Annotated in this window: 17 protein-coding genes and 1 pseudogene; 9 read left to right on the top strand and 9 right to left on the bottom strand. The window is 69.4% G+C overall.

Annotation, left to right across the window (positions count from 1 at the left end):
• The first annotated feature begins 45 nt into the window (after positions 1–45).
• The 3 genes from AC3EO4_RS51500 (at position 46) to AC3EO4_RS51490 (ending at position 2,772) form a co-directional block, all read left to right on the top strand.
• Entirely contained in the window at positions 46–459 is a 414-nt protein-coding gene (locus AC3EO4_RS51500; RefSeq protein WP_431903458.1) for an alpha/beta fold hydrolase, read from the top strand.
• 182 nt (positions 460–641) lie between these two features.
• On the top strand, positions 642–1,025 hold the full coding sequence (locus AC3EO4_RS51495) for a hypothetical protein (RefSeq protein WP_431903455.1): 384 nt from the start codon (positions 642–644) through the stop codon (positions 1,023–1,025).
• 112 nt (positions 1,026–1,137) lie between these two features.
• Positions 1,138–2,772: a PHP domain-containing protein gene (locus AC3EO4_RS51490; RefSeq protein ID WP_431903453.1), complete on the top strand. Its 1,635-nt coding sequence runs from the start codon at positions 1,138–1,140 to the stop codon at positions 2,770–2,772.
• A 498-nt stretch (positions 2,773–3,270) separates the two neighbouring features.
• Here AC3EO4_RS51490 and AC3EO4_RS51485 read toward each other — a convergent pair whose 3' ends face one another.
• The 6 genes from AC3EO4_RS51485 to AC3EO4_RS51460 all read right to left on the bottom strand — a co-directional run bounded on the left by AC3EO4_RS51485 (position 3,271) and on the right by AC3EO4_RS51460 (position 8,142).
• Positions 3,271–3,447 (bottom strand): hypothetical protein, encoded by a 177-nt coding sequence (locus AC3EO4_RS51485; RefSeq protein WP_431903451.1) that lies wholly within the window; start codon positions 3,445–3,447, stop codon positions 3,271–3,273.
• Complete coding sequence (locus tag AC3EO4_RS51480) at positions 3,444–3,572, bottom strand: hypothetical protein (RefSeq protein WP_431903448.1); 129 nt, start codon at positions 3,570–3,572, stop codon at positions 3,444–3,446. Before AC3EO4_RS51480 ends, AC3EO4_RS51485 begins: the two co-directional genes overlap by 4 nt.
• A 135-nt stretch (positions 3,573–3,707) precedes the next feature.
• The gene (locus AC3EO4_RS51475; RefSeq protein ID WP_379578397.1) at positions 3,708–4,328 is read right to left on the bottom strand and encodes a response regulator; all 621 of its coding nucleotides are present in this window, start codon (positions 4,326–4,328) and stop codon (positions 3,708–3,710) included.
• Positions 4,325–5,533, bottom strand: a complete 1,209-nt coding sequence (locus AC3EO4_RS51470) for a sensor histidine kinase (protein WP_431903445.1) — start codon at positions 5,531–5,533, stop codon at positions 4,325–4,327. Before AC3EO4_RS51470 ends, AC3EO4_RS51475 begins: the two co-directional genes overlap by 4 nt.
• A 36-nt stretch (positions 5,534–5,569) precedes the next feature.
• The gene (locus tag AC3EO4_RS51465; RefSeq protein ID WP_431903442.1) at positions 5,570–7,390 is read right to left on the bottom strand and encodes a hypothetical protein; all 1,821 of its coding nucleotides are present in this window, start codon (positions 7,388–7,390) and stop codon (positions 5,570–5,572) included.
• Positions 7,375–8,142 carry an ABC transporter ATP-binding protein gene (locus AC3EO4_RS51460; RefSeq protein ID WP_431903439.1) on the bottom strand — a complete coding sequence of 256 codons (768 nt, stop codon included), beginning with the start codon at positions 8,140–8,142 and terminating at the stop codon, positions 7,375–7,377. The genes AC3EO4_RS51465 and AC3EO4_RS51460 overlap by 16 nt, the downstream gene beginning before the upstream one ends.
• 376 nt (positions 8,143–8,518) lie before the next feature.
• Here AC3EO4_RS51460 and AC3EO4_RS51455 point away from each other — a divergent pair, with 376 nt between their 5' ends.
• Both AC3EO4_RS51455 and AC3EO4_RS51450 read left to right on the top strand, forming a co-directional pair.
• The gene (locus tag AC3EO4_RS51455) at positions 8,519–8,908 is read left to right on the top strand and encodes a LecA/PA-IL family lectin (RefSeq protein WP_379578404.1); all 390 of its coding nucleotides are present in this window, start codon (positions 8,519–8,521) and stop codon (positions 8,906–8,908) included.
• A gap of 364 nt (positions 8,909–9,272) precedes the next feature.
• Entirely contained in the window at positions 9,273–9,599 is a 327-nt protein-coding gene (locus AC3EO4_RS51450) for a hypothetical protein (protein ID WP_379578408.1), read from the top strand.
• Positions 9,600–10,202: 603 nt separating this feature from the next.
• Here the strand turns inward: AC3EO4_RS51450 and AC3EO4_RS51445 are convergent.
• Genes AC3EO4_RS51445 through AC3EO4_RS51435 form a run of 3 tightly spaced genes read right to left on the bottom strand, consistent with a single transcriptional unit; the run spans position 10,203 to position 13,153 of the window.
• The gene (locus AC3EO4_RS51445) at positions 10,203–11,537 is read right to left on the bottom strand and encodes a Dyp-type peroxidase (protein ID WP_379578412.1); all 1,335 of its coding nucleotides are present in this window, start codon (positions 11,535–11,537) and stop codon (positions 10,203–10,205) included.
• A 22-nt stretch (positions 11,538–11,559) separates the two neighbouring features.
• Complete coding sequence (locus AC3EO4_RS51440; RefSeq protein WP_431903436.1) at positions 11,560–12,576, bottom strand: hypothetical protein; 1,017 nt, start codon at positions 12,574–12,576, stop codon at positions 11,560–11,562.
• A 43-nt stretch (positions 12,577–12,619) separates the two neighbouring features.
• Positions 12,620–13,153: a hypothetical protein gene (locus AC3EO4_RS51435; protein WP_431903433.1), complete on the bottom strand. Its 534-nt coding sequence runs from the start codon at positions 13,151–13,153 to the stop codon at positions 12,620–12,622.
• Between the two features lie 187 nt (positions 13,154–13,340).
• Here AC3EO4_RS51435 and AC3EO4_RS51430 point away from each other — a divergent pair, with 187 nt between their 5' ends.
• The 4 genes and pseudogenes from AC3EO4_RS51430 to AC3EO4_RS51415 form a co-directional block, all read left to right on the top strand.
• On the top strand, positions 13,341–13,886 hold the full coding sequence (locus AC3EO4_RS51430) for a hypothetical protein (RefSeq protein ID WP_431903431.1): 546 nt from the start codon (positions 13,341–13,343) through the stop codon (positions 13,884–13,886).
• Between the two features lie 90 nt (positions 13,887–13,976).
• A complete protein-coding gene (locus tag AC3EO4_RS51425) occupies positions 13,977–14,948 on the top strand; it encodes a hypothetical protein (RefSeq protein ID WP_431903430.1) in 972 nt (323 codons plus the stop codon).
• Positions 14,949–14,986: 38 nt separating this feature from the next.
• A complete protein-coding gene (locus AC3EO4_RS51420; RefSeq protein ID WP_431903427.1) occupies positions 14,987–15,292 on the top strand; it encodes a hypothetical protein in 306 nt (101 codons plus the stop codon).
• Between the two features lie 2 nt (positions 15,293–15,294).
• Positions 15,295–16,019 (top strand): annotated as a pseudogene (locus AC3EO4_RS51415) (SMP-30/gluconolactonase/LRE family protein); the annotation flags it as partial.

The raw sequence follows: 16,019 nt of genomic DNA, 5'->3' as shown, positions 1-16,019 counted from the left end.
GCGGGCAATCGTCAGGGGCATGCGCCCAGCCGCCTGACCTGCCTGGTGGCCGGCGGGTTCGATCCCATCGACGGCTTCCGCTCGGCGGTCGGTCCTACGCTGCGCCTGCTCGGCCTGCCCGCCGACACCGACGCGTACCAGCTGATGAAGCAAGGCGCCGCTGCCGATCCGTATCAGGCCGCCCTGATTGAGGCGGGTGATCCTGCCGGTTTCCGCGCCAATTATGAGGCGTTCTCTCGTGAGCCTGGGCTCCACCAGGAACTCGCCGATTCCGGCGTGCCGACGCTGCTGTACGCGGGCACGGCCGACCCTTGGCACGAGCCGATGCGGGCCTTCGCCGAGCGCTCAGGCGCGAACTTCTTGTCCATCTCCGACGCGGATCACAAGGGCTGCTGGGACAGATCGACCGACGTGCTGCCGACGGTGCTGTCGTTCCTGGCGACAGCTGGTATGCCTTGAGCAAGGCCACGCCTCTGGCGACGCTCAGCTGATCTGCGGCTGGGCTCGCCTGTCCACCGTGCTGCCGTACTTTTCGGCACGGGGCTGATGGTCACTGCTCGTCTCGCGTCAAGATCGTTCGTCCTCGGCTTCGCCTGCGGGCGCTGCACCGCGCCCATGGAGATTCGCTCGACGTCCCCCTCGTGGTTGCCCGCGGTGATGCGTGGCGCGTAGAACTCCAGGAAATAGCGCAGGTCCATGGTCTTCACCGCGTGCGGCAGGAAATCCTGCGCCGATTTCCGCGGCATTTCGACGTGCTCGGCGGGACGTCGGTCACGGTGACCGCGCCCGAGTTCGACCTGGTGCTCACGGGGCCGAACGGGTTCCGCCGGGGACTGCGCGGCTCGTCCGGAGACCTCGTCGCGGTCCGCGGCTGCAGAACGGCGGACCCGCGGGCGGCCACGCTCGAGACCGAGAACCTCACCGGACACATCGTTCACGTGCGCATCGCCGGCGACCCACTCACCGTTCACCCGGACCGGCCCGAAACCGTCACGATCCGCTGCGAGGATGCGCACGGCTGGTAGGAGGTGTTGACCACCTGCCCTGAGGATCCCACTTCCTCCGCCGGCTCATGGGCCACATCGAGAACGGCGCTCCCAGCATCTCCGAATGAAGCACTCCAGGAAGGTATCCCCCATGTGCCGCAATGCCGCTCACTCCCATGAGCATGCCCACGTTCCCGAAGGCACGGCCGCGTTCGCGGACCTGTCGGTGCCGGAGAACGAGCTGTCGCCCGGCGACCTCAGCCGACGCCGCTTCCTGCTGAACAGCGGCCTGCTCGGCGCCGCCACCCTGGGGGTGACCGCCCTGGGCGGGCTCGCCGCCGCGCGCCCCGCCGCCGCCACCACCGGGGGCTCGCGCTACTACCAGTGGCTCGCCGGCGACCACCACGTGCACACGCAGTACAGCTACGACGGCATGTACACCATCGAGCAGCAGGCCGCGGGCGCCATCAAGCACGGTCGCGTGGACTGGCTGGTCATCACCGACCACGGGCACGCCGCGCACGAGAAGTTCGCGGTCGAGTCCACCTACGCCGACATCGTCGCCTCCCGCGCCAGGCACCCGGAGCTGCTGCTGTGGCAGGGGCTGGAGTGGAACGTCCCCGGAGGGGAGCACGCCACGGTGTTCTTCGACGGCGCCCGCGACGAGATCCAACTGCTGCGCGCTTTCGAGCGGCTCTTCGACTCCAGGATCAACGGCACCGGCGCGAGCACCCCGGCCAACGAGGCCAAGGCCCTGGAGGCGCTCGGCTGGCTCGAGACCGCCCTGCAGACCGGCTCGGCCGACTCCGCCCTGTTCCTGATCAACCACGTGATGCGGCGCGGCCGGTTCTCGCCGCGCGACCTGCGGGCCTTCCGCGACGCGGCCCCGGGCATCGCTGTCGGCATGGAGGGCGCGCCCGGCGCCCAGAACGAGCCCAGGGCCCGCGGTGACTTCAACAACACGGCGGACGCGAACTCGTGGACCGGCTGGCGGCCCGAGCACTATCCCACCTACGGCGGCTTCGACTCGATGACCGGCATCCTGGGCGGCATGTGGGACTCGATGCTCGCCGAGGGCAAGGGCTGGTGGATCACCGCCAACTCCGACGGCCACTTCTACAACAACGACACGACCGTCGAGCCCCAGCGGCCCGGCGACTGGTACGACCAGCACGGGAAGTACCCGGACCCGATCGACGGAGGCGTCCCGATCAGGCACGCCGACTTCTGGCCAGGCCAGTTCAGCAGGACCGTCGTCGGCGCGGCCTCGCGCAGCCACGGCGCGGTCATGGAGGCACTCAAGGCCGGTCGTGTCTGGGTGTCGATGGGCGGACTGATCGACGGCCTGCACGTCGACGCGCACGCCCCCGGCAACGCCCCGGCCACCCTCGGCGGCCGGTTGTCGGTGCGCCGCGGCGACGACGTCACCGTCACCATCTCCGTCGACCTGGCGGGTCGCCCCAACGCCAACGACGACGTGCCCCGTCTGGCCAGACTGGACCTGATCCGGGGAGCCGTCACGGGTTCCGCCGCGGACCCCGACACCTTCACCGCCCCGGACATGCGGATCGTCGAGTCGTTCACGCCGCGCGGCAGAGGCCGGGTCGCCGAGTTCCACTACAGGTTCCGCGACGTCCGTGAGCCGTTCTACTTCCGGCTGCGCGGCACCGACGGCAAGCGCAGCGCGGCCGGGGGCCTTGAGCCGGCCGCCGACACTGGTCCCAACGAGAATCCCTGGAACGACCTGTGGTTCTATGCCAACCCGGTCTTCGTGGACGTGCTGTGACCGCTCGACCGGTGCCCGCCTGGTTCACCGCCGCCAAGCTCGGGATCTTCCTCGGGGTGCCGGTGAGAGCTGATCCACACGGCCCAAAGCGACCGCGCGTAACCAGGAGCTCCTGGGAGAGTCGACACAGAAGCTGTTAACGAGCAACCCGACCTGCGCGAACGCGCCTCTCACTCGTTATCACCCAGCGAACGTCTGACTCATCCCTCGCTGCCCAGACCGAAACCCGGCGCCGCCGCGGGCGCGCCGCCGCCATTCCGCCGCTGACTGCGATCCCGGCCAACCGCACAGCACATCGCCGGCCACAAGGTCACGCACGCCTGGCGACCGGTCCGTGATGCACCAGTAGTGGCCCATCTCCACGGCCGCCGCACATGCTCGGATTCCGAGCATGTGCGGCGCCCCCGAGCCTGTGTTCGGTGATCTTGGCGATGGCCGCGCTGCCGGGTTGCCGTGGCGCAGGCGGTGCGGGTGTTCTTGCGCCGGTCTTGTCCATGATCAGCTGCAGGGGGCTTCTGGGTCGCCGAGACGGGTGGCCGCTGAGTGGCGCAGTTGGTGGAGGCCGAGCCCGGCGTAGGCGTTGAGGACGCGGGCGCGGTCGTGGCCGAGGCGCGGTCCGGCGCGGGGCAGATGTCGGGGGCCGGAGGACTGCGGGTTCCGGTCGTCTTTGTTCATCGGTCCGCCCTCGCTCCGTCCGCCTCGGGGTGGCGGCCGCAGTGCCCGCACTGGCCGGTGCCGCCCTGGTGGGCGTGCTCGTTGCTGCGGGCCTCGCGCTCGATCAGGCGGGCAAGCCACCGCACCTGTCCGGGCTGCAGCCGCACCGCGTGGGCCCGGCCGGTGTCGGCCTGTTGACAAGGTCGGCTCCACCAGCCGCCATCTGCGGCGTTCCTGCAGGTAGGCGGAGGTGGGCTCGGTAAAGGCGGGCTGTTGGTCGACTAACTGAGCAAACCTCGTCGATAACCCTCGCCGACGGCGGCGGCGCGGTCGCGGACGCCGAGTTTGTCGTAGATGTGCAGCAGGTGGGTCTTGATGCTGGCCTCGCTGATGAAGAGCTTGGCGGCCGCCTGGCGATTGGAGGCGCCGTCGGCGACGAGGGCGAGGACTTGGAGTTCGCGGTCGGTAAGGGCAGCCTTGACCGGTCTGCGTACCTGGCCCATCAGGCGGCCGGCGACGGAGGGGGACAGGACCGGCTCGCCGGCAGCTGCGGCGCGGACGGCGCGCAGGAGTTCGTCGGTGGGGGCGTCTTTGAGGAGGTAGCCGGTGGCGCCGGCTTCGATGGCGGGCAGGACGTCGGAGTCGCCGTCGAAGGTGGTCAGGACGAGGGTCTTGATGTGGGGATGGGAGTGGCGCAGCGCGGTGATGGCGGTGACGCCGTCCATTTCGGGCATGCGCAGGTCCATGAGGACGATGTCGACCTCGAGTGCGGCGGCGCGGTCGATGCCTTCGCGGCCGTTGGCGGCTTCGCCGGCGACGTGGATGTCGGGTTCGGCTTCGAAGGCGGCGCGCAGGCCGTCGCGGACGATGGGGTGGTCGTCGACGATGAGGAGGCGGATCACCGGGGGTTTCCTTGGAGCGCGGGGACGGTGGCGCTGACGGCGGTGCCCTCGCCGGGCGTGCTCTCGATTTCGAGGGAGCCGCCGACGCCGCGTACGCGTTGTCTCATGCTGCTGAGTCCGAATCCTTTGCTGTCGGGGTTGTGGATGCCGGTGCCGTCATCGCGGATGTCGAGGAGGACGACAGCGCCGGTGTAGGAGAGGGTGAGGCCGGCGCGGGTGGCGCCCGCGTGTTTGGCGACGTTGGCGAGGGCTTCCTGGGCGACGCGGAAGAGGGTGACCTCGATGGCGGGGCTGAGGGGGACGCGGTCGCCGGTCACTTCGACGTGCAGGTCGACGCCGGTGGTCTGGGTCCAGTTGCGGGCCAGGGTGGCCATGGCTTCGGGGAGGTGGGCGTCCTCGAGCTGGTGGGGCTGGAGAGCGGAGACGGAGCGGCGGGCTTCGGTGAGGCTGTCCTGGGCGAGGTTGAGCGCGAGCTCGAGGTGGGTGTGGGAGTCCTCGACGCGTTGGGCGGCGCGTAGCTGGGTGATGATGCCGGTGAGGCCTTGGGCGAGGGTGTCGTGGATCTCGCGTGCCATGCGCTGGCGTTCGTCGAGGATGCCGGCCTGGTGGGCTTGGGTGAGGAGCTGGGCGTGGAGGTCGGCGTTCTCCTCCAGGGCGGTCTGAAGGTCGCTGACTGCTTTCCGGTATTTGCGCTGCCGGTCCTCGATCCTGATGCCGGCGATGTGGCCGCCGCCGATGGCGATGGTCTGCACGGCGATGATCGCCAGGTGGAAGGCGATGAGCTGGATGGTGGCCTGAGCCCAGTCGAGCGCCGAGCCGTACAGGACGAAGGAGGTGGCGGCGACGGCGGCGAAGGTCCACCTGGAGGGAGCGAAGTTGGCGGCGAGGAAGAAGCCGGAGATGCAGTAGATGATGAAGATGGGGTCGTGGAAGGTCAGCAGCGCGGCGGTGGCCAGGACGCCGGCGAAGTGAACGGTGACGGTGACCCTCCGTCGGCGCACGGCGGCGGGAAGGAGGGTGTGGGCGCCGAGAATCCAGGCGAGGGCCAGGGCGGTGAGCGCGAGGGTGCGGGGGATCCCGCCTTCGGGCTGGTCGGGTGAGGCCAGGCTGATGGCGAGGGAAGCGGCGAGGGTGATGTAGGGGACGATCTCGACGACGCGCTCGAAGCGTCGTTCCCAGGTGGAGAGCGGGAAGGGGTCGTTCATCCGGGGCGTGCCCCTCCTCTCGGGTACGGACGGGTTTCACCTGGTGATGGCCGACGAGGATGAGGATAGGCGCATGGGGATCAGGATGGCGTAGCCGTACATGAGCAGCCCAAGGGCGATCATGAAGATGATGGTGGGCCATTGCCAGATCGGCGGGAGATGAAGGGCGAGGAACCATACGCGGTCCTCGATGCCGACGATCTTCATGACCATGGGCGCGACTCCCTGAGGGAACAGGGGAAGCCAGGCGATGGTGTAGGTGATCGTGACGCCGATGCGGTGCCGGATGGGGAGGTCCGCGGTGGTGGGTTTGTCGGCCTGTGGTGCCGGGCCGTGCTTCATGAGGTTGAGCAGATCGATCCCGTGGTTCTCGAGTGCGCGGTAGGCGATCTTGCCGAGTCCCCAGGCACTGAGGGCGCCGGTCAGCACACCGGTGGCGATGCCGGCCCAGGGGTGAAGGAGGACGGCACCGGCCGCGGGCAGGGCGGTGGCGGGGACCGCGACGAGCACGAGCCAGGCGAGGCTGGTTTCGGCGGTTTCGTCGGCGCCGGTGCTGAGCGGGTTGCCGCCGCGCTTGTGGGGGTCGGTGCCGGGGACGAGCGAGGTGACGGCGAGCAGGACGATGATCCCGGCGCCGCCGCCGAGGAGGGCGGGGAGCAGGCCGAGTACCCACGGCCAGGCCCAGGTCTGGCCGCTGACGAGGGTGCCGGCCAGGGAGAGGACCACTGCGGCTGGGCCGACGATGAGGAGCCAGGCCAGTTGGCGTCCGCGGACGTCGGCGCGTTCCGCGCCGGGGCTCATGAGGGTGAGCCAGAGGGCGGTTCCGTCGGCGCCGTAGAGGTTGGCCGAGGACGCGGCGGCCATCACGATCGCGATGAGTCCCGCGAAGGGGACCATGATCCAAGCGTCGATGGTGACGAGCAGGAGGGGGGTGACGATGGCGTAGGAGAAGGCGGTAGCGAGGAGCTGGATGCGGACGAGGTCGCGCCACCAGGCGCGCAGTTCCTTGGCGGCGGCGATGCGGGCACCGCTGGTGCTGGGGAAGGGGCGGGGCGTGCCGCGGCGGGGCGGCACACCGCCGCGTGCGGCCGAGACGACGCGCCGCGACAGCAGGCCGGCCCAGGCGGCCAGGAGGAGGGCGATCACGCCGGCGTTGGCGGCGAGGATGGCGAGGGCGAGGGGCCAGGGGGCTTCGACGGCGGCCACGCCCCATCCGGAGGGCAGGACGCGGACGAGGACCTGGGACCAGGCGGCGGTGTCGGTGCCGCCCAGAGCTGCGACGGGTGCCCAGCCGTTGCTGCACAGGGCGATGGCGGTGCCGGTCACGATGCCGACGGCGGCCGCGGTGGCGCGGGATCTGACGAACAGCCCGATGAGCGCCACGATGACGCGAGAGATCATCACCATGGTGATGAGCGTGGTGACGGCCGCTGCCAGGCCGATGAGCACTCCGGCCGGGCCGAAGCGCCAGCCGTACACGGGCAGGGACAGCAGGGCGATGAGATTGACCGCGGGCGCGGGGCCCGCGAAAGCTCCGGCGAGCAGTGCCGCCGCGATCCGGCCTGGCGTGGCGGGGAGCATGGAGAAGTATTCGGGGCGGAGGGCCTCGCTGCCGCCCCCGATGAAGATGGGGCCGAAGATCCAGCCGGTGAGCCATACGGCCAGGGCGAGGGGCAGGTAGGCGGGCCACAGGACGGTGACGGCGATCGTTCCGAAGGCCAGGATCAGCCCGAGCGAGACGCCGGTGTAGAGGTTGGAGGCGTTGTCGCCGCGCAGGGAGTTGCGCATGAGTGCCAGCCGCATGCGGATCATGTGCTGTGCCAGGGCAGCCGGGCCGGGGGTCAGGAGGTGAGCCATGCCAGCCCCTCCGTTCCTCCGGCGCGGGCGCCGACGAGGTCGACGAAGGCGTCCTCCAGGGTTCCGGCGCCGCGAACGTCGGCCAGCGGTCCGGCGGCCACGACGCGGCCGTCGGAGATGACGCCCACGTGATCGCAGAGTTGCTCGACGAGGGCCATGACGTGGCTGGAGATGATCACGGAGCCGCCGTTGCCTGCGAACCTGCGCAGGATGGTCCTGATCGTGGCTGCGGAGACGGGGTCGACGGCCTCGAAGGGCTCGTCCAGGACGAGCAGGCGGGGCGCGTGCAGGAGAGCGACGGCCAGACCGATCTTCTTGCGCATGCCGGTGGAGTATTCGATGACCAGGGTCCGCTCGGCGGAGTCGAGTTCGAGGATCTGGAGGAGTTCGTCGGTGCGCTCGGCGACGACGGCGGGGGGCAGGCCACGCAGCAGGCCGAGGTAGGTGAGGACCTCGCGGCCGGTGAGCCGTTCCGGCATGGCGTTGCCGTCGGGCAGCACGCCGATCAGTCCCTTGGCCTGGACGGTGTCGCGCCAGACGTCCACGCCGAAGATCTCGGCGCTGCCGGCGTCGGGGCGGAGCAGGCCGACGGCCATGGCCAGGGTGGTGGTCTTGCCGGCGCCGTTGGGGCCGACCAGGCCGTAGAAGGATCCGGCGGGGACGGTGAGGTGGATGTCGTCGACGGCCAGGTGGTCGCCGAAGGCTTTGCGGAGTCCGGTGGCGCGGAGGGCGGGCTCCCGGTGTGTTGACATGCCTTGAGAATCGCGCGGGGGTGGAGGGCGGCGGATCGTCCGACCGGGGAGCGGGATGGTGGATTCCGGCATCAACCGATCGGTTGATGCCGGGAGGGGCGGCTGGTGCGTGTGACGGATCACAGCACGACTGTCCACTGTCGCCACGCTTCACACATGTGAAACCGTCAAGGGCTGGGCCTCAGTTCTTCTGCTTCTGTGTGTTCCGCCCCGGGAAGTTCCGGCCCGTCGCAACGGCACGTCCGTCCCCGTATGGCCACGGTCAGGTGGCCTCTAGCTCTCTGTACACGCCGCCGCCGACGCGTTTGATGTCATCGCCGAGACGAAACATACAGTGATGGCATGGAAGCATTCTGTAACTATCGGAGGTGTCGGCATGAATGAATTCATTGTCGTGACGGTCCCCGCGAAGGTGGAGGGCGGGGTGAAGTCCGGCATTACAGTGCAGCGCGACGAGGTCATCACCGTCTCGGCGAGCGGGCGGGCGTCCTACAACGGGGGTGTGACGTATCCCGACGGGACCCGGTTCATCGAGGGCAAGTACTCCGGGGCGTACATGGCGCCGGGGCTCCTCCTGCCGGGAGCCCCGGCCGGCGCGCTGATCGCCCGCGTCGGTTCGGGTCCGTGGCTTGCGGTCGGCTCCTGCCAGACCTTCCGTGCGCAGGACGCCGGCGAGGTGACCGTCGCGTACAACGACAAGCCCGGACAGTACGGTGACAACGCAGGCGAGTACGTCGCGACGATCGAAAACCACGGCAAGATCTAGCCGGCCATGGCCGCGCGGCAGGTCCCGGACCACTCCGCGTGATCCGGGACCTTGTCGCTGAACGGGCGCTTCAGGCGGTCATTTCCTCGCGCGTTGGACGGGCACCAGTGGGTGGCGACGGCACGGCCAGTCAACCGCTCGCGGGGGGAAGGCATGATCTAGACGAGTCGTGGTGAGGGCACGTTCGCAGGCCCGCGCGAGATACAGCGTGAAGCACGTGAAGGCTGGCGCTCCCATCCTGACACCGATGCTTGATCGCCCGAGTGGCAGCCGCCCGACAGCCACGCCGCCGCAGCTCACCGCTGGCGTGCGCTTGTCTTGGCCTTGGTGGACAGTGCACGGTGGCTAGCCGCAGCCTGGAAGCGTGGACGAAGTCGAGTGGGATCGGCTCGTCGCCAAGGCCACCGCCGATGCCGCCGAGTTGCTGGCGTACGCGCGCCGCGAGCGCGTTCGGCGTGCGCGGGCCGGTGAGGATGTCGCGTGGCTGGATGAGGTGGTCCAGGCGCTGGAGCCGCTGGGCGACTTGGCGACCTTGCGGGCGATCGGCGTGGTCGCCATTCGGCACGGCGGTGGGCCGTATCCGGCTGAGGATCTGGCCGCCATCGCGGGTGCGGACGTCGACAGCGTCAGGCGGGTGCTGGCGTGGATGGTCGCGGACGGTTTCGCTTTCCCGGCAGAGCGGCCGCCGTGAAACGCCGTGTGATAGGTGAACCCGGGCCAAGCCGACGCACGGTGACCTGAGAGATCAGGGGGTTCTGTACGCGCCTGTGGGGCCGTACATGACCAACAGGCCTGCGCATCCAGGTGATGCGCAGGCCTGTGATGTGATCGGTAGAGGCGTGTCCGGGGCTGAGTTGAGCAGTCCCGGGCACGCTTACAGCGGCTCGATGCGTCCGCCGACCACCTCCTCACGGCGGCGATGGCGTGGCCGTCGCAGACCGGCGCCTGGGTTCCTTCGGCGTCGGCGAGGCGGTGGGTGACGGGCTCGGCGCACGGGCTGTGTCGCGGTTGTAGCGCCAGGTGCGGCCGCACCCGGCGGCGTTGCATCGGGTGGTGCCGCCGCTGGAGGTGAGGGTGTTGCCGTGCTCGGGGCACATGTCACCACGACGGCGGAGCGGCGGTGTCCTTCACCTCAGCACGGACAGGTCAGCGCTTCGTGGCGCACCGGGGGTGGTGACACATTCGTCAATGCCACCCGTGTTCCCGGTGCCCGCCATGAATGTCAGATGCAGCGCATCCGTCAGACCATGCACCCCGATGGCTACCGTGTCCGGGAGGCGTCCGCCGCGGCGCGTCAGTCTTCGAGATCGCCCAGCCAGCGCAGGGCGCTCAGCCCTGGCATGAAGCAGTACTCGCCGCCGCGCGTGACGACGAACCGCGGCAGCGGTGGCAGGCGCCGCGGTACCGGCCGCCGGGGGATCGTGAACTCGCCGGTACCGTCGCCGGCCCCGACTATCGGATCTCTGGCGTCCCCGGCGCCGAAGAAGACGCCGTCGTTCATCCACTGGGACTGGACGAACTCGAACTGTCGCCCGAGGTGTGCTCCGATGAAGGTGAACATCAGACCGCGGTCGGACCCGTCGTCCTCCAGGACCCCCTCGGGCAGCGGCGGGCCGTACACGGTGCCGCGTCTGATCATCCGGTGCAGTCTCGGCGCCCCCGCGACCGCGGCGTCGCGGGGGTTGGCCCGGCGGATGTGGCAGCCGGGAGGGGTCGTGAATCCCGCCGGATCGTCCTGTTCATAGAGGAAACGGTTGTTGCGGTGTGGGTCGGCGCCGAGGACGGGGTCGTCGCGCAGCGGGCTGAGCGCCAACGGAGCGCCGCTGCGCCAGCGTCCTATGAGCTTGGCCGCGAGCAGCTCCTCGTCCTCGGGGCCGGCGGAGCTGTCTTTGAGGTACCGCCGGAAGGCGGCGACCCGCTGGTGGAGCTTGCGGAAGGCCACGTAGGTGCCGTTGCGTCCCAGCACCTCGGGCTGCGGGGTCTGGACGCCGCCGAGCTCGTCGCGGTAGCCGAGCACGAACTCTCCGGCCTTGAGCGGCGCTTCCAGGGGGTTCGACCCGGCGATGCCGCTGCCTTCGACGGCCGGGTGGCTGATGCCGTCACGGTAGCCGAAGGGCTCGGTCTCGGTCGGCAGCGCGTAGCAGTCCTGCCGCCAGATCTGGACCACACCGTGGAGGTGCCGGAACGCCGGGCGGGCACGATCAACGGCCGCTTCGAGTTGGGCGCCGTCCGGCGCGAGCGCCACCAGCACCACGTGGACGTCGGGCGTGCCCAGCGGCGGTTCCCAGTTGTCGGGGCCGCTCTGTCCAGAGTCGCCCAGCGTGTTCGCCCGTGCGGCCATTCCCTGCCGGAACTCCCAGGCGAACGTGTCAAGCGACTCCTGCGGCACGCCCAGCGCTCTGAGGCCCTGATAGGTGAGCGCGATGCTCACCCAGGTCTCGCCCAGGGGACTCATCGAGTCGGTGGCCGCGGTCACCACCTCGCTCGCGCGCCGCATCAGCTCCCGCCCGTGCGCGCGGTCGTCGATCCGGAACAGGATGTAGGTCGCCGCGTACGGGGTCGGCCGAGGGCTGAGGACCCCGCGCTGGATGTCGTCGAGTTCGAGCGTGGCATAGGTCTGCTCGATCACGGATAACCACCTTTCTGCGGCACTACTTGGACGTGACGATGTTTCTCCAGAAGTTGCGCAGGCTCTCGTCACCTCCGAACAGCGAGCTGAAGATCGTGGAGTCCGCCAGGAGTACGTCGCCGCCCCGCTCACCGGCCGGGGGCATCCACAGGAACATGTTGAACTCGGTGTTCCCTGCCTCGGTGAAGGGGTGCGGCCTGGACATGTCGATCGGCTGCCTGCCCAGGACTTGGATGACGTTCGGATCGTCGGTGGTCACCGCGTAGTGGGGGAGGTGCATGTGGAAGTTGAAGCTGGACACGCCTTCCAGCCATCCCTTGGTGTCCAGATCCCGGGCGATGGACAGCGGGGCGATCTTGCCCGGGCTCTGTGTCGCGGGGCGCAGCCCGTAGCGGTTCTCCACCGGCACGCCGAGCCCCTGCATCAAGGAGCGGGTGTACCTGCCGAACTGCTGCTGGCGCGGGACCAGGAGGTCGCCGTGATGGTGGTACTCCATATCGCGCACGGCGAGGTCGTCAGAGGCCCCGACGTCGTGATGCGGCCCCAGGACCAGGCAGGTTCCCTCCCGGTCGACGAACTGCCGCAACGCCTCGATCTCCTCGGGCGCGGCCTCCTGCCCGGTGATCAGGTGATCCAGCCCGAACACGAACAAGGTGTCGGTGTCCGCCAGCACCCGCTCATCAAGCGGGGTGCGGAAACCGGCCTGATCGATGCGCTGGTACACGGGTACCGGGTGTCCGGTGGTCTCCTCGACGAACTGCTGGAACGGCACCCAGGCCCAGAAGAACAGCTCCAGCGTCCCGGCGATGCCCTGCTGGAACCGCATCGGGTCGGACCACTTCGGGTCCTCGTACGCGGGCCAGGCCACGCGCCGGACCTCGGTCATGGTGGAGAACCGGTTGTCGAGCTCGGCCGGGTTCCGGCCGGCCTCGGCCGGGTAGCTCCACGCGACGTAGATGCTCACGCGTCGGCGTCCGGGGGTGTACTCGCGCGGCACATGGTTCTGGTTGTAGGTACGTGCGGTTCTGAACTCGCTCATCACGTCTCCATTGACGGGGCGGCGGGCGGGCGGTGGCCCGGCCTCACTGCAGTTGGTCGAGCATCTCCGACAGGGCGCGCTTGATCCGGAGCGCTTTCTTGATCTCGTCCGAGGTGACGTACGGATACTCTCCGTACTCGATGAAGCTCGGGCACTGGTGCTCGCGGACGAACCTGATGAACGCCTCGGGGTTCGTCCTCCAGTCCTCGGGGAACCCTTCGAGGTTCTCGAAGGCGGTGCTCACGCCCGACTTGGTGAACAGCGCGATGGCGTCTTCGGTGTACTTGTCGAAGTCAGTGTCGAAGATGCCCTGGTACATGAAACGGGTGTCGTCGTCGAAGAGCACCCAGCGCAGGTAGTGCAGTTTCAGCGGCGCGAGCAGATCCGGGTCGGCTTCCAGCGCCTTGGCCAGCGCGTGGCCGTAGTTGCGGATCGCCTCGGCCCGGCCGGGCTTGACCTTGGCGATGACGGTGAACCCGTAACAGGCCGGGGTCCTCGGAAAGATGGCGCCGTATTTCCCCTGTTCGAGGTGGTCGGCTTCCTTGGGAATGACGACTGCCTGTGGCTTGATCTCCATGCTTCTTCTCCCTCCGTTACCAGTCAGTGGGGGGAATGCGCCAGAGCAGCTAATTGAAAATTACCCCAGACGGTCATAAATCGGACATAAGTGCGTCGGGGTCGCCGCGTCCGGTGCGTCGCGTCCACGCGGTGAACGACATCAGTCCGCGAGGACGTCGACCAGGAACTCGTCGGCGATCCAGCGGTTGTCTGCCGCCGCTGACGACGACCTGGCCGCGGAGTGTTCCTCCTCATCGCGCGGCGTCGCCGTACAGGAGGTCCGCCGGTGCAAGGCGCTCAGCCAGGCGGCCGAACGCGAGGAGGGCGACGCACTCTCCCGCGTCGCGGCGAGCGGCCTGACGCGCACGCCGGCGGGGGCGCTGACCGGACTCAGGCGCGGGGACCGCGACGTCGTCCTGCTGGGTGCGCTGGGCGGCCTCGGCATCCCGGTGGGGATGGTCGTCCCGGCTTACGGGTACCTCGTCGTCGACACCACCGAGGACGGCCAGGTCGGGTTCGACGGCGCCACCATCGTCGGAAATCTGTTCGCGCTCTGGACGGGCGAGGGCTCCCCGACCCGCCAGGGCTGCACCGCCCTCAGCTCCACCAAGGGCGAGACTCGCATCAATACAGCCAGGGGCCGGCTGATTTGCTTGGAGACCTCCGAGGCGCGGACCGCCCTGCTCAAGGTCAAGTCGTTCCTCGACGGCACCGTGGCCGCCCGTGCCGTCGTCTGGGAAACGCAGCCATGACGGCTCTGACCTGTGGTTTGACGGAGTCCGTCTCCGCAGGCAAGATCGCGTCGTGTATTTGTCCGCCTGCTCTATCTGATCGCGCTTCGAGTGTTCGGCTGGCTGATGTTGCTGGGCCGCAGTCAAGCGGCGAAGGACGCGGAGATCACGGTGTTGCGTCATGAGGCGGCGGTGCTGCGGCGCCAGGTTGGACGCCCGCGGCCGGACTGGGCCGATCGGGCCGTTCTCGCGGCGCCGGTCCGGTGGTTGCCGGCGGTCCTGCGCGCTCATCGGCTGGTCACCCCGGCGACGTTGCCGGCGTGGCATCGACGTCTGCCGCGCCGGGCCTGGACCTCCCCGCATCGGCTCGGGCGTCCAGAAACGACCACCCGACCGGCGAGTGGACCGCTCACGCAAGCCTCCGCGCCCCCGGTCTATCGCTGTTCAATGCCACTGTTCATGTGCGGCTGGAAGGAGGTGCGGATGGATCACGACAAGGATCTCTGGGAGCTGCTCGCCGCGCGCGGCATCGACTTCGACACTCCTTTCCGTGGCGTCTGGTGTGAAGGGCTCGCGGTCGAAGAGGTGGCTCGCCGTCTTGGGGCCGATGCGGCCACAGCTCAGCCCGCTGGTTGGCGGGATATCGTGACGGGCGGCTACCGCGAGCACGGGGACGGGGTCATCTGGGTCGGCCCCCATGCGCCCGGCTGGGTCTTGGTGATTCAACTCGAGGGGAATCACCTATGGCGCTGGGACTCCTGGGTGCAACTGTCCCGAGACGGGGGCCGGTTGCTGTATCTCGGATGGCCGCTGTACGAAATCGATGGTGTCGAAGATCTCCAATACGTCGTCGACGGCGACGTGGTCACATCCCTGGTCGTAGGGGATCCCGAGGAACGAGATGGTAGTGACCCCGGTGCCCTGGATGGCCATCTGTCAGGAATGGACTTCTTCGGTGACTCCGCGTATGCGGAGATAACCTCGGCTCTGCGCCTCATCGGGCGGATCACCGGCAAGGAGATCGATGATGGGTGGCTCGACGGTGTGCACACCCGTTACGTCGTTCCCGACGGAGATCAGTAGCTCGCCGTCCCCGAGCCGGGCCGACCTGGCGTCAGTTCATGTCCGCTCAAGCTCACGCGATCATCGCGTGTGACTTCCTGGTGGTCGAGACGATGCTGGTCTTCATCGAGCACGGTAGCCGGCGACTGCACCTGTCTGGAGTGGCCGCGCAGCCGGCCGGGGCGTGGACGGTGCGGCAGGCCCGCGACCTCGCCGACGCCGCGGCGTGGGGCCTGTCCGCGCGCGCCGGCATGCGCACCGGCACCGGGCTGACCCTGGACGGCGGCGCCTCCGCCATCCAGGCCGGGGCGCTGCTCAGGCCGGGTCCGCGTGCGGCTCTCGGCCTCCCGCCCCTGGACGGCTGACCATGCCGGTCCGTCGACTGACCGCCGATGTGGCGTTCGCGGCCGAGGCCGAGCTCGGGGGAGGGCCCTGCTGGGACGCCCGGCGCGGCGAGCTGATCTGGCTCGAGCTCACCACGGGGCTGGTCCACCGGTGGAACCCCGTCAGCGGTGACGACGCGCCGGTCGGCTCGACGGTCCCGGTCGGCGCCGCCGTACCGCGTTCTGGCGGTGGTCCGGTCGCGGCCACAGCCGAAGGCTTCGCCGACCAGGGCCGGCGGCCCTTGCCGAGCCCCGTCCTGGCCGCGGGCGAGCGCTGCAACGACGGCAAGTGCGACCCGCAGGGCCGGTTCTGGGCCGGCACCGCGACACCCGGCCGTCCCGGCGCGGCCACGCTGTACCGGCTGGACCATGACCACACGATCACCTCGGTGATCACGGATGTCACGGTCTCGAACGGGCTCGGCTGGAGCCCCGACGGATCCCTGCTGTTCTACGTGGACACCATGGCCGGACGGACGTCTGCGCTCTCGACCCGTCCGGCCGCCCCCGAAGGCGGCGAGCCCTCATCGCGATCAGCGCGGGCAGGCCGGACGGCCTGACGGTCGACGACTCGGGCGCGATCTGGGTCGCCCTGTGGGACGGCGCAGCCGTGCACCGCTACACGCCGGACGGCCGCCTCGACACGGTTGTGGACGTCCCGGCCAACAACGTGCGCCGACGAGACCGGCTTTGCGGAGTCCTCCACGAA

The sequence above is a fragment of the Nonomuraea sp. bgisy101 genome (genome assembly GCF_057708945.1).
The sequence above is the reverse complement of the archived record's forward strand: the minus strand, read 5'-3'. Positions and strand labels throughout refer to the sequence as shown.